The sequence below is a fragment of the Streptomyces sp. DH10 genome (assembly GCF_029813805.1).
Taxonomy (GTDB): Bacteria; Actinomycetota; Actinomycetes; order Streptomycetales; family Streptomycetaceae; genus Streptomyces; species Streptomyces coeruleofuscus.
On the sequence record NZ_JARVKU010000010.1, the window covers coordinates 156,329 to 168,720 of the forward strand.

Genomic DNA, 12,392 nt, shown 5'->3' on the forward strand with positions numbered 1-12,392 from the left:
TGGCGGAGTGGCGTCAGCCGGAGCGCCGCCGGGCCGCCGCCCGCCGCTTCAGCGCGCGCCGTTCCGTCTCGCTGGTTGCGCCCCACACACCGATGGACTGCCCCGTGTCCAGCGCCCACTGCAAGCACGGCTCCTGGACGGGGCAGCGCCGGCACACCGCCTTGGCCTGCTCCGTCTGCATCAGGGCCGGGCCGGAGGTGCCGATCGGGAAGAAGAGCTCGGGGTCCTCGTGCCGGCAGGCAGCGTGGTCTCGCCAGTTGTCCATCGAAGTCACCTGCGATCGCAGTAGAAACGTGCCCGTTCGGATGATTGCTCCTCTTCGGGTCACCTGTCGACGCGTGGTGAAACAGCGCCGCCCCGGACATTGCTCACTGCTCGCGCATGCCCCAGGGCGAGCCGTAAGCGGTCAGCAGGTCGAGGAAGGGCCGGGCCGGGAAGGCCTCCGGGCCGAGCACGCCCGCGCCGGACCAGGCGCCCGTGGCGAGGAGTTCGAGCGCGACGACGGGGTTGACGGCGGTCTGCCACACCACGGCCTGAGAGCCGTACTCCGCCATGGACCACTGGTTGTCGACCACGTGGTAGAGGTACACCTCCCGCGGCTTCCCGTCCCGCACGCCCCGCACCCACGTGCCCGCACACGTCTTCCCGCGCATGCGCTCCCCGAGCGTCGCCGGGTCGGGCAGGCATGCGGCGACCACGTCCCGGGGCGAGACCGCCACCGGACCGTCCGGACCCGGCACGGTCACCGGATCGGTGCTGTCCAGGCCCAGCAGGTGCAGCGTCTTCAGCGTCTCGACGAACTCGCCGCCCAGGCCGTACTTGAAGGTGACGCGGCGCGCGTCGACCCAGCGCGGGACGAGCAGCACCTCCTCGTGCTCGACGTTCACGCACTCGACCGGGCCGATGCCCTCGGGGAAGTCGAAGACCTCGGGCTCGCTGAAGGGTTCCGTGGTGAACCAGCCCCGGTCGGCCTCGTAGACGACCGGAGGGTTGAGGCACTCCTCGATGGTGGTCCAGATGCTGAACGAGGGCGCGAAGCCGTAGCCGTCGACCGTCAGGTTCGCGCCGTCGCGGACGCCGATCTCCTCGATCTCGTCGAAGAGTTCGTCGGCGGCGTACCGCGCGAAGACGTCCGACAGGCCCGGCTCCACGCCCATGCCGACGAGGGCCAGCACACCCTCCTTCTCCCAGTCGGCCGCCTGCGCGAACTGCTCGTCGCCGAGCTTGAGCCCGCACTCCTCGTACGGCCGCTCGGCGTGCGGCCGGGACAGCGACATCGCCATGTCGACATACGTGGCGCCCGCGGCGCGGGCCGCGCGGAACAGCGGCATCACGAACCGGGGATCGGTGGCGTTGAGCAGGACGTCGCAGCGGTGCCGCGCCAGCAGCCCGGCCACCGCCGCCTCGTCGCCGGCGTCCACCTGCCCGGCGGTGAACCGCGCGTCACCGCCGAGCGCCGCGACCGCCGCCTCGGCCCGGCCCAGGTCGTAGTCGGCCACCACCATCGCCTCGAAGAACGGCCGCCGGGCGGCGATCCGGGTGATCGCGCCGCCCACGCCTCCGGCACCCACGAGCAGTACACGCATGACAGAAACTCCCTTTTTGCGAAGAACGTGGCGCGCCCTCGGGGAGATACAACGCCGCCTCGTCACTTAAGGTCAATGGCGTTGGCATAAGGAGCCGCGCGGAGGGAGCCCGTCGTGCCGAAGCCCGTGGTGCCCGAGGAGAAGCGCCGCCGGCGCAGGCCCACCAAGAGCGGCACCGTGCTGTCCGAACAGCTGATCGTCGACACGGCGCTGCGCATGCTGCGCGAACACGGCAGCGCCGGGCTGACCGCCCGCAGGCTCGGTCTGGCCCTGGACGCCGACCCGAGCACGCTCTACCGGTACTTCCGGGGCATGGACGACCTGACGCTCGCCATCGGTGACGCGCTGATCGGGCAGGCGCTCCGCGGCTGGGCGCCGACGGGGCAGTGGCGGGCGGACCTGCGGGCCGTCGGGCTGCGCATCCACGCCGCGTACGTGGAGCATCCGCAGGCGGCCGTGCTCACCGCGAGCCGCGTCTCCGGCCGGGCCCACGAACTCGCGGCCGACGAGGCCGTCCTGGACATCCTGCGCACGGCGGGCTTCCCGGTGCCGGACGCGGTGCGCGTCTACCACGCCTTCGTCGACACCACACTGGCCTTCGCCGCGCTCGACGCCGCCTCCCTGGCCCTGCCCAGCGCCGCGCTGCGGGCCGACGAGGAGATGTGGCGCTCGACCTACGCCCGCCTGCCCGCCACCACCCACCCCCGCATCGCGGAGGCGGCACCCCTGCTCGCCACGCGCATGCTCACCAGCGCCTATCCGACCGCCCTGGACATGCTGCTGGACAGCGCGGCGGCCCAGCTGGAGGGCGTCCGGGAGTAGGGCGTCACACCCGCAGTGCCTCCCCGGCGGTCGCCGTCACCGTCTCGGCCACCTGCGCCAGCGCGGGGGAGTCGAGCTTCCACTGCTGCCAGTACAGCGGCACGTCCACCGTCCGGCCCGGGGCGAATTCGACCAGCCGCCCGGTGCGCAGCAGCGGGTCCGCCTGGGCCTCGGGCACCAGGCCCCAGCCCAGTCCGGCGGCCACGGCCTCGACGAAACCCTCCGAGGTCGGCACGTAGTGCCGCAGCGCGCTCGCGCCGCTCCGTCCCGGGGCGAGCCGGCGCACGAAGCCGTCCTGGAAGTCGTCCCGCCGGTCGAAGGCCACCACGGGCAGTCCGGGGAGCACCTGTTCCAGCGGCCCGTCGAGGTGGCGCGCGGCGAAGTCCGGCGCGGCCACGGGGAGGTAGCGCATACGCCCCAGCGACCGGACGGAACACCCCGGCACGGGATCCGGTGACGAGGTCACCGCCGCCATCACCACCCCCTCCCGCAGCAGCGCCGCCGTGTGGTCCTCGTCCTCGCGGCGCAGTTCGAAGTAGAGCCGCAGCTCCTCCGGCACGCGCGTGAGCACCCGGAGGAACCAGGTGGCCAGCGAGTCCGCGTTCACCGCCACCGAGACCCGGGTCGGCTCCCCGGCCCCGCTCAGCCCGAGCTCCGTGTACGCGTCCCGTTCCAGCCGGGCCACCTGCCGGGCCAGCCGCACCAGCACTTCGCCCGACTCGGTCGGCCGCACCGGCTTGGTCCGCAGCAGCAGCACCCGCCCCGTGCGCTGCTCCAAAGCCTTCACGCGCTGACTGATCGCCGACGGCGTCACATGCAGCGCGGCCGCCGCCGCGTCGAACGTCCCCTCGTCCACGACCGCGAGCAGGGTCCGCACCTGATCCAGCGGGAGATCGGTCATCATCACGACTGCTAATGATACGTAAGAATCTTTAGCTGGACCCGGATCGGGCCCGTCCGTAGCGTCGACGCCATGACCAGCACTTTCACCGTCGGCGCCGCCGGTTTCGGCACTGGACTGTCCCTCATCGTCGCCATCGGCGCCCAGAACGCCTTCGTCCTGCGCCAGGGGATCCGCCGCCAGGCCGTCCTCGCCGTCGTCGCCATCTGCGCCCTGTCCGACGCCGCGCTCATCGCCCTCGGCGTCGGCGGGGTCGGTGCGGTGGTCGTGACCTGGCCGGGCGCGCTGAAGGCGGTCGGCTGGATCGGTGGCGCGTTCCTGCTGGGCTACGGCGCCCTGGCCGCCCGCCGGGTGTTCCGGCCGGACGGAGGCGCGCTGGGGACGGAGGGGGAGGCGGCCGGATCCGTGCGCCGGGCGGTCCTCACCTGCCTGGCGATGACCTGGCTCAACCCGCACGTCTACCTCGACACCGTGTTCCTGCTCGGCTCCGTCGCCGCCGACCACGGCCCGCTGCGCTGGACCTTCGGCCTCGGCGCCGTGCTGGCCAGCCTGTGCTGGTTCACCGCCCTCGGCTTCGGCGCCCGGATGCTCGGCCGCTTCCTCGCCAAGCCCGCCGCCTGGCGGGTCCTGGACGGCCTGGTCGCCGCCACCATGATCGTGCTCGGCGCCGTGCTCATCACCGGAAGCTGAGACCGGCCGCCGCGCGCTGGGCGACCGGTGCGATAGTGATCCCCGCCCAGAAAGATGTAGCGGACATCGAGGAAGCGGCGAGTGGACACGAGCGAGAGCAGGACGGCAGAGCAGGACCCGGAGCCGCACGCGCCCCGGCGGCGCGGCTGGCGGCGCTGGGCCATGGACACCCGCCCGCTGCGCCGCCCCGCCTACCGACGGCTGTGGGGCTCGACCATCGTCACGGCCGTCGGCAGCCAGCTCACCGCCGTCGCCGTGCCCAAGCAGATCTACGACATCACCGGCTCCTCGGCGTGGGTCGGCGCCGCGAGCCTGGCCGGCCTGGTGCCGCTGATCGTGTTCGCGCTGTGGGGCGGGGCGATCGCCGACACCATGGACCGGCGCAAGCTGCTGCTGATCACCAACACCGGCATCGCCGTCACCTCGCTGCTCTTCTGGCTCCAGGCCTTCACCGGCCTGGAGTCGGTGGCCGCGCTCATGGTGCTGCTCGCCGTGCAGCAGGCCTTCTGGGGCCTGAACGCACCGGCCCGCAGCGCCTCCATCGCCCGCCTGGTCCCCGAGGACGAACTGCCCGCGGCGAACGCCCTCGGCTCGACCGTGATGCAGACCGGCCAGGTGGCGGGCCCGCTGCTGGCCGGCGCCCTCATCCCCGTCATCGGACTGCCCGAGCTGTACCTCATCGACGCGCTGGCCCTGTGCGTGACGGTGTGGGCGGTGTACCGGCTGCCGTCGCTGCCGCCCCTCGGCACGGTGGTCCGCCGCGCGGGCGTGAAGGAGATAGCCGCCGGATTCCGCTACATCTCCGGGCACACCGTGCTGCTGCTGTCCTTCCTCGCGGACATCATCGCCATGGTCCTCGGCATGCCCCGGGCCCTGTTCCCGCAGCTCGCCGCCCAGACCTACGCGCCGTACGGCGAGGGGCTGGCGCTGGGTCTGCTGTTCGCGGCGATCCCCATCGGGGCCGTGCTCGGCGGACTGTTCTCCGGCACCTTCTCCCGGGCCCGCCGGCACGGCTGGATGGTCATCGGGTCGGTGGTCGTCTGGGGTGCGGCCATCACGGGCTTCGGGCTGAGCGGCAACCTGTGGGTGGGGGTGGCGTTCCTCGCCGTGGCCGGAGTGGCCGACATGGTGTCGATGGTCTTCCGCGGGTCGATCCTGCTGTCCGCCGCGACCGACGAGATGCGCGGACGCATGCAGGGCGTCTTCACCGTCGTCGTGGCGGGCGGCCCGCGCCTCGCCGACGTGCTGCACGGCACCGCCGGCTCCGCCTTCGGCCCCCGCACCGCCGTCGCGGGCGGCGGGCTGCTGGTCGTCGCCGTGATGCTGGTCCTGGCCGCCGCCGTACCGGCGCTGCGCCGCTACCGCGTCTGACGTCTCACAGCGCGCCTCGCCGGTGCAGCGTGTACTGCTCCATCAGCTTGCCCCGGGTCATCTCCAGCCGGTGCGCGAGCACCTCGGCGACGTTCCGCACCAGCATCAGCCCGAGCTCCGTGTCCTCCTCGCACCGTGCCAGCACGGCCCTGGCGTCGAACTCGTAGGCCCGTACGGGGCTGAACGCCACCGCGCCGAAGTCCCAGGTGTACGGCGGGAACAGCCAGGACCAGCCGAGCAGGTCGCCCGCGCCGAGGCTGGCCACGGTCACCCGCTGGAGCGAGTTCACCTGCTGGTCCAGGGAGACCGCGCCGGAGCGGATGACCCAGAAGCGGTCGGCCGTGCCGCCCGCCTCGAAGATCCGGGCGTCCTCGGGGAAGGACACCTCCCGGGCGAGCGTCATCAGACGCTGCCGCTGGGGCGGAGGCAGGGCGGTCAGGAGTTTGATCGCTTTGGTCATGCGGAGCTCCTCGCCGGGCGGTCGACTTCCGGTGCTTTCCCTACGCCCATTTCAGCCGCTGGCGGGGCCCAGGGCACCTCGGCGTGCGCAACTTTCCCGGGGCATGAAAAAGCCCTGGCTGGACGGGGGAGACCAGCCAGGGCCGTAAGCGGTGGTGCGGAGGACGGTGGGTCGACTCCGGCACCACGTATGAGTGAACGGTAAACCATCCAGGGGGCGTGCGCGTACCCAGGACCGGGTTGCGTGACCCGTTTCACTTCAGTCCGCGTCCCCGGCGAGGACCCGCACCGTCTCCAGCTCGGGGTTCGTGGGGTCGGGCAGGTGCATGCCCGCGGCCAGTCCGGTCCGCAGGTAGGCCAGCACCGGCTCGGTGAGGCGCTCGCCCGGCAGGACGGCCGGGATGCCGGGGGGATAGGGCGTGATCATCTCCGCCGCGACCCGCCCGGCCGCCCGCGCCACCGGCACGTCCTCGGCCGGGCCGAAGAACGCGTCGCGGGGCAGCGCCGCCTGTTCCATCCGCAGCTCCGCCGGTGACGGCACCTCCACCCGCGGCGCCCGGGGCAGGTCCCGCGCGGCCCGCGCCAGGTCCCGCAGCGCCTCCAGCAGCTGCCCGGTCGTCTCCTCGTCGTCGCCGTGGGTGATCTGCGCGCCGATGCGGCGGTGGTCCACCAGATGCGCGTCGATCTGCCGGTGCTCGCGCAGCCAGTCCGCCGCCTGGAAGCCCGTGATCCCGAGCCCGTCGAGGTCGATGACGCCGGGCAGCGGGTCGAGGTCGTCGGACAGGCCCGGGCCGCAGAAGTCGTCGCGGTCGTTGACGTGCAGCCCGTCGATCTCCTCGATGGCGGACCGGACGTCGGCCGCCAGAGCCAGCGCGCCGCCCATCAGCTCCTCGCCGTGCAGCGCCATCTGACGCCGCCAGCCGTCCAGACCGGCGAAGATCAGCACCGACGGGCTCGTGGTGCCCAGCAGGTCCGCGCGCATCCCCAGCAGCGCCGGCGGGACCAGATCGCCCTGGAGATGGAAGACGGAGCCCTGTTCCAGGCCGCTGCCCATCTTGTGGATGCTGGTCACGCAGATGTCCGCGCCCGCGTCCATCGCCCAGGACGGCAGATCGGGGTGGAACGGCAGGTGCGCGCCCCAGGCCTCGTCCACGATCAGCGGCCGCGAGCGCCGGTGGCACACCTCGGCGACCGCCCGCAGGTCCGCGCTGCCGCCGTACGGCGTGGGGCTCGTGACCAGCGCGCCCCGTGCGTCCGGGTGGGCGTCGAAGCCCCGGTCGAAGTCCTCGGCGGACGGGGGATGGGCGAGGTGCCGTTCGGCGTCCCAGCGGGGCTCGATCCAGACGGGCTCGATACCGGAGATGATCAGTCCCGCCACCACCGACTTGTGGGCGTCCCGCCCGATCAGCAGCTTCTCGTGCGGCCCGGCGACCGACAGCATCGCGGCCTTCACCGACAGGGAGCTGCCGCACGTGCTGAAGAACGTGTGCTCGGCGTGCACCGCGTCGGCCATCAGCTCCTGGGCGCGTTGCAGCACCCGGCCCCGGGTGAGCCGGTCGTCCAGACCGCCCGAGGCCAGCACGTCGCCGTGGAAGACCGCGTCGCCCAGGACCTCCCGGACCGCCGGGTCGGCGCCGCGGGCCTGCTTGTGGCCGGGCGGCGTGAACGACAGGTGTCCCTTGCGGCGGTACGCGTCCAGGGCTTCCAGGACCGGTGCTCTGGTGTGGTCGACTGTCATGCGCACCGGGTTCCCGGCACGTGACCTCACAATCCGCCGTTGCCCGTCACCGGGCAACGGCCCTCCTGGTCAGCCCTCCTCGGCGTGTTTGCCCGGAGTCACGATCTCGTCCAGCACCCTGAGCACCGCCTCGTAGGACATCTGCCGCACGGTCGCGTCCCGGGCTGCCTGTGGGTCGGTCGCGCCCAGTTCCTCGCTTCTGCTCCGCCACGTCCGCTCCTCGTCCACCGCGCAGGCCCTCGCGCGCTGGATGCGCCGCAGCAGTTCGTCCGAATCCACCACATCGGTCATGGACACCGCGTACCCCGAGGACGCGTGGTGATGGCATCCATTCACGGCCGTTGGCACCGGTTCACGGCCGTCGGCATCGATTCACGGCCGTCCCGGGGCTCCCAGGGGTCTTTTCGGGCTCTTTTTCCGGCAGTGGGGCGGACCGAGGTTTGCAGGTGCGGGGAGAGGTCAGCCGAACTAGGAGACCCGCGGCGTTCGAGCGATACGCGCTCCCGAAGCCGCGGGCGGTGGAAGGGAACACCGACAGCGGGTCCGTGAGCCCACGGCGTGCCCGGGCGGGCGGCCCCGGTACGCGGCCGGACCCGGCTCATGCCTGACCGAGCAGGGAGCTTAAGGATGTGCGAGGAGCACATGATCGAATCGGTATTCGAACCGCCCGGTGTGAACCGGGCCCGGCCGAGCAAACCCGCCGAGGCGCGCCGGGCCGTGGAGCGCGCCGTGGCCGAGCGCTGCCGCACCACCCACACCGCGTGTGACGCGAACGCCCTGTCCGACGCGCTGCTCGTCGCTTCGGAGCTGACGACCAACGCGATCCTGCACGGCGGCGGAGTCACCGACTTCCGGGTCGACATCGACGGCCCCGGCGTACGGCTCTCGGTGAGCGACCGCAGCGACGAACTGCCGGTGATCGCGCCCGCCGATCCGCACGGACGGCTGCGGCACGGGGGTCACGGCTGGCCCATCGTCTGCAGGCTCTCCCGCGACGTCCGCGTGTCCGACCTGCCCGCCGGTGGCAAGTGCATCACCGCCGTCGTGCCCCTTTCCTGAACGCCCGTGGACTGGTTCCCTCCACATTGCACAGCAAAGTGGAGTTTGTTCCACCGGGGGTAGGGCAGACGCAATCTCGTGCTTCGGACCGGAGGCGCGCCAGCGGGAGCGGTATGCATGACTGCCCCGGAGGCCCTCCAGGCGATCCGGGCGGCGACCGTCCCGCGGTAAGTCCCTGAGACCATCGTTGTTCAGGAGCGAATCCGCATGCTCATCGATACGCCCACCAACCGTCCCGGCACGCCCGAAACGACGGCCACCGCCACCCGGCGGCGGCACGACGACGCTCCGGACACCGCGGCCCTCTTCGCCCGGCTGGCGGAGCTTGAGGAAGGGCCGGACCGGGAAGCCGTTCGCGACGAACTCGTCACGCTGTGGCTTCCCATGGCCCACCGCATCGCCGGCCGCTTCCGCGACCGCGGAGAGTCGATCGAGGACCTCCGGCAGGTCGCCGCCCTGGGGCTGGTCAAGGCCATCGACCGGTTCGACCCGAGCCGGGGAGCCTTCGAGAGCTACGCCGTCCCTACCATCACCGGTGAGGTCAAGCGGCACTTCCGGGACCGCATGTGGGCCCTGCGGGTCCCCCGCCGTGTGCAGGAACTGCGCAACAAGGTGCGGGTGGCACGCCGTGAACTCACCCAGAACCCGGGCAGCCCCGAGCCCTCCGTGGCGGACATCGCCACCCACACCGGCCTCAGCGAGGAAGAGGTCAACGCCGGGCTCGAGGCGCTGGAGAGCTTCAGCACCCTGTCGCTGGACGCCGAGCTCTCGGCCGACGACGACGGCTACAGCCTCGCGGACACCCTCGGCGCGGCCGACTCGTCCTACGACGTCGTGGTCGACCGCGAGTCCGCCAAGGAGGGCCTGCGCCGCCTGCCGGAACGCGAACGGGCCATCCTCTACATGCGCTTCTTCGAGGACATGACACAAAGCCGCATCGCCGATCACCTGGGCATCTCCCAGATGCACGTCTCCCGCCTCATCAGCCGCAGCTGCGCCCGCGTGCGCGACGAGGTCCTGGGGCAGCGGACGGGCACCCGCGGTACCGGCGGCACCTCCACGACGGCCTGACCACCCGACCCCGACCCCCAGAGGAGCGAGGAATTGATGCTGAGGCCCCACCCCGCCGTGCTGCGCCGCCTCGTCGACGAGTACGAGGCGCTGTCGGCCGCCGTGGCAGCGAGCGAGCCGGCCGATCTGAGCACCCGGGTACGCGACCTGGCGTACACGCTGTGCGTGTCCACCGGTACCCGGAACGTCGAGCGCGCCCTGGAGGCCGCTCACCAGTGGCTCGGGACCGCACCCGCACCGGCCCGCGGGACCACCCCGCCGACCGTCACCGACAGGCGCGTGGCGACCCCGGAGCCCGCGTGATCCGAGTGTGCGCGTGACGTGACGGGGAAGGCGTGGCAACGCAGGGGCCCGGCCGACGGCGGAAACCGCGGCCGGGCCCCCGCATGTCACGCCACCTAGACCGGGGAGTTCCATGTCCACAGCGGGACCGGCAGCCGCCGACGACGACAGCGACCTGGAGCGTCTGCGCGCCGAGGTGCGCGACCTTCGTGCCAGGGCCCGCGTGTACCCGCTCGTCTCCCAGGCCCAGGGCATGCTCCAGGAGCGGTACGCGCTGCCCGACGGGGAGAGTGCCTTCGCGCTGATGCAGCGGGCGTCCCAGCGGTACAACGTCAAACTCCGGACCCTGGCGGGATTCTTGCTGACCGCACCACGTCCCGGGGGAGGGGAGCGGCTGTGGTTCCCGCGCCGCGTCCGCCGGCCGGAACCCGACCTCACCTTCACCTCGGCCCACCGGTCAGGGTCCGGCAGTCGCGGTGCCGTCCTGAAAGCCGTGCTGAGCCACACTCTGACGGTGACCGGCGCCGACATGGGCAACGTCCAGCTCACCGACCGGGCCCGCGGCGGCCTGCGCATCGAGGAGCACACCGGACACCCCCCCGAGTTCGTCGACTTCTTCGCCCACGTCGACGACGACGGAACCGCCTGCGCGCGGGCCGCCCGCGACGTCGCCCCGGTCACCGTGCGGGACGTGGAGAGCGACCCCGTGTTCAGCGAACCGGCCCGCCGGGCCATCCTTGCCGCGGGCAGCAGAGCCTGTCACAGCGTCCCCCTGACCACCGCGTCCGGGCTGTGCGTCGGCATGGTCTCGGCCCACCTGGACCGGCCCGTCCAAGGACTGACGACGGCCCAGGCCGAGGCCCTCGACACCGTGGGCGGCCAGGCGGGCCGGTGGCTCGCCTGGCACGACCACACGGTGGTCCTGGACGCCCTGGAGCACCTGCACGCCCTCGGCCGAGCCGGCCGGGGATCGAGGTTCCGGCGGTCCTGAAACCGGCGCGGCATGGCCCCGCCGTGACCGGAATCCCCTGGTCCGCAGGCCGTGCCGGGTGTGGGGTGGCCCGGCCGGGGCATCCGGAGTGCCGGGAGGTCGACATGAACACGAGTGCGATGGCACAAGGCGGTCGGATCCGGGCCCGGCGAGCGGCGCGGGGTTCGGTGACCGAGGGGGCGGCACGGGCGGGCCTGGCCGCCCGGGGTGTGATCTATCTGCTCGTCGGGGCCCTCGCCCTGCAGATCGCCTTCGGCGACAAGGGCGAGCAGGCCGACCGCGGGGGAGCCCTGGCCGAACTGTCACAGAAGCCGTTCGGCGCGGTGCTGCTGTGGGCCCTGGGCATCGGCCTCGTCGGCATGGCCCTGTGGCGGCTGTCCGAGATGCTGTTCGGCTCCGTCGGACAGGACGGCCGCAGCGCACGCAAGCGGCTGCTGGCGACGGCCCGCTTCGCGTTCTACGTCTTCGTCGCCTACTCCGTGCTGTCCTTCGCGGCGAACCGCGGCGGGAGCGGCTCCGGATCCAGCGACCGGCAGTCCCAGGACGCCACCGCCAGGGCACTGGAGATGCCCGCCGGTCAGTGGCTCGTCGGCGCGGCCGGCCTCGCGATCGTCGCGGTCGGCGGGTGGATCGGCGTACGGGCGGTGCTCCGCAAGTACCACGACAAGCTCCGGCTCGGGCAGATGAGCCCCCGGACACGGCGGCTGGTGGACGTCACCGGCGTGGCCGGCGGCGCCGCCCGCGGGCTGGTCTTCGCTGCGGCCGGCGTCTTCGCCGTCCGCGCCGCGGTCGACTACGAACCCGACCGGGCCAAGGGCCTGGACGACACCCTGCGCAGCTTCGCCGACACCCCCCTCGGCCCCTGGCTGCTGGTCTGCGTCGCGGCCGGGCTCGTGCTGTTCGGGGTGTTCTCCTTCGCCATGGCTCGCTGGCGCCGCGTCTGAGCCGCGCCATGCGGGGAACACGAAGCCAATGAGCGATTCCGAGATTCCGCATGGCGACGGCCGGCCCGTGGACGTGTACCTGGACCTCCTGCGCATCCGGATGGACACGGAGGACTACCGCCTCCTGATGCGCGTGGTGGAACCCGTCCTCGAGGCGATCGACGAGGAGCGCCTGTCCAGCCTCGACTTCGCACTCGACTCAGGGGCCAACGACGAACTGCCCCAGGAGGTCCGTGACGAGGTGGCCCTCGTCATCGCCACCGCCGTCACCGGCCGCCTGGACAACGAAGTGATAGAGCTCGACGTCGACGAGACCGGCCCGGTCAGGATCGTCACGGACGCGTCCACCGCGTCCGACCCGGTCCGCCTCGGCGAGATCGCCGACTACATCAAGGAACGGCACCGGCAGACGGAGGAGCTGCGGGGCATCGCCGAGGTGAGCGGACTGCCCACCGACTTCTGAGCGGCCCCGGCTCCT

General features: G+C 72.5%; 15 protein-coding genes. 9 read left to right on the forward strand and 6 right to left on the reverse strand.

What is annotated here, in order from left to right; all coding sequences use genetic code 11:
• Positions 1 to 13 precede the first annotated feature (13 nt).
• Both QC385_RS21860 and QC385_RS21865 read right to left on the reverse strand, forming a co-directional pair.
• Positions 14 to 265 (reverse strand): WhiB family transcriptional regulator, encoded by a 252-nt coding sequence (locus QC385_RS21860; RefSeq protein WP_279543003.1) that lies wholly within the window; start codon positions 263 to 265, stop codon positions 14 to 16.
• 103 nt (positions 266 to 368) lie between these two features.
• On the reverse strand, positions 369 to 1,586 hold the full coding sequence (locus QC385_RS21865; RefSeq protein WP_279543004.1) for a saccharopine dehydrogenase family protein: 1,218 nt from the start codon (positions 1,584 to 1,586) through the stop codon (positions 369 to 371).
• A 114-nt stretch (positions 1,587 to 1,700) separates the two neighbouring features.
• Between QC385_RS21865 and QC385_RS21870 the strand changes: the two genes are divergently transcribed.
• Positions 1,701 to 2,408, forward strand: a complete 708-nt coding sequence (locus QC385_RS21870; protein ID WP_279543005.1) for a TetR/AcrR family transcriptional regulator — start codon at positions 1,701 to 1,703, stop codon at positions 2,406 to 2,408.
• Positions 2,409 to 2,412: 4 nt separating this feature from the next.
• Here QC385_RS21870 and QC385_RS21875 read toward each other — a convergent pair whose 3' ends face one another.
• Positions 2,413 to 3,312 (reverse strand): LysR family transcriptional regulator ArgP, encoded by a 900-nt coding sequence (locus tag QC385_RS21875; RefSeq protein ID WP_279543140.1) that lies wholly within the window; start codon positions 3,310 to 3,312, stop codon positions 2,413 to 2,415.
• A 69-nt stretch (positions 3,313 to 3,381) separates the two neighbouring features.
• Here QC385_RS21875 and QC385_RS21880 point away from each other — a divergent pair, with 69 nt between their 5' ends.
• Both QC385_RS21880 and QC385_RS21885 read left to right on the forward strand, forming a co-directional pair.
• Positions 3,382 to 3,999 (forward strand): LysE/ArgO family amino acid transporter, encoded by a 618-nt coding sequence (locus QC385_RS21880; protein ID WP_279543006.1) that lies wholly within the window; start codon positions 3,382 to 3,384, stop codon positions 3,997 to 3,999.
• Positions 4,000 to 4,080: 81 nt separating this feature from the next.
• On the forward strand, positions 4,081 to 5,370 hold the full coding sequence (locus QC385_RS21885; RefSeq protein WP_279543007.1) for an MFS transporter: 1,290 nt from the start codon (positions 4,081 to 4,083) through the stop codon (positions 5,368 to 5,370).
• A gap of 4 nt (positions 5,371 to 5,374) precedes the next feature.
• Here QC385_RS21885 and QC385_RS21890 read toward each other — a convergent pair whose 3' ends face one another.
• The 3 genes from QC385_RS21890 to QC385_RS21900 form a co-directional block, all read right to left on the reverse strand.
• Entirely contained in the window at positions 5,375 to 5,830 is a 456-nt protein-coding gene (locus QC385_RS21890; RefSeq protein WP_086849192.1) for a cyclic nucleotide-binding domain-containing protein, read from the reverse strand.
• A 258-nt stretch (positions 5,831 to 6,088) separates the two neighbouring features.
• Positions 6,089 to 7,567, reverse strand: coding sequence for an aminotransferase class I/II-fold pyridoxal phosphate-dependent enzyme (locus QC385_RS21895; RefSeq protein WP_279543008.1), 1,479 nt, complete (start codon positions 7,565 to 7,567; stop codon positions 6,089 to 6,091).
• 69 nt (positions 7,568 to 7,636) lie between these two features.
• Complete coding sequence (locus tag QC385_RS21900; RefSeq protein ID WP_279543009.1) at positions 7,637 to 7,858, reverse strand: hypothetical protein; 222 nt, start codon at positions 7,856 to 7,858, stop codon at positions 7,637 to 7,639.
• A gap of 336 nt (positions 7,859 to 8,194) precedes the next feature.
• On the opposite strand from QC385_RS21900, the gene QC385_RS21905 reads away from it, so the two are divergent.
• The 6 genes from QC385_RS21905 to QC385_RS21930 all read left to right on the forward strand — a co-directional run bounded on the left by QC385_RS21905 (position 8,195) and on the right by QC385_RS21930 (position 12,377).
• On the forward strand, positions 8,195 to 8,626 hold the full coding sequence (locus QC385_RS21905) for an ATP-binding protein (RefSeq protein WP_279543010.1): 432 nt from the start codon (positions 8,195 to 8,197) through the stop codon (positions 8,624 to 8,626).
• A gap of 207 nt (positions 8,627 to 8,833) precedes the next feature.
• Positions 8,834 to 9,697, forward strand: coding sequence for a SigB/SigF/SigG family RNA polymerase sigma factor (locus QC385_RS21910; RefSeq protein ID WP_279543011.1), 864 nt, complete (start codon positions 8,834 to 8,836; stop codon positions 9,695 to 9,697).
• Between the two features lie 36 nt (positions 9,698 to 9,733).
• Positions 9,734 to 10,000 carry a DUF5133 domain-containing protein gene (locus QC385_RS21915; protein WP_279543012.1) on the forward strand — a complete coding sequence of 89 codons (267 nt, stop codon included), beginning with the start codon at positions 9,734 to 9,736 and terminating at the stop codon, positions 9,998 to 10,000.
• 112 nt (positions 10,001 to 10,112) lie between these two features.
• Positions 10,113 to 10,970, forward strand: coding sequence for an ANTAR domain-containing protein (locus QC385_RS21920; RefSeq protein WP_279543013.1), 858 nt, complete (start codon positions 10,113 to 10,115; stop codon positions 10,968 to 10,970).
• Between the two features lie 104 nt (positions 10,971 to 11,074).
• Positions 11,075 to 11,914 carry a DUF1206 domain-containing protein gene (locus QC385_RS21925; RefSeq protein ID WP_279543014.1) on the forward strand — a complete coding sequence of 280 codons (840 nt, stop codon included), beginning with the start codon at positions 11,075 to 11,077 and terminating at the stop codon, positions 11,912 to 11,914.
• A gap of 28 nt (positions 11,915 to 11,942) precedes the next feature.
• Complete coding sequence (locus QC385_RS21930) at positions 11,943 to 12,377, forward strand: hypothetical protein (RefSeq protein WP_059416936.1); 435 nt, start codon at positions 11,943 to 11,945, stop codon at positions 12,375 to 12,377.
• The last annotated feature ends 15 nt before the right edge of the window (positions 12,378 to 12,392 follow it).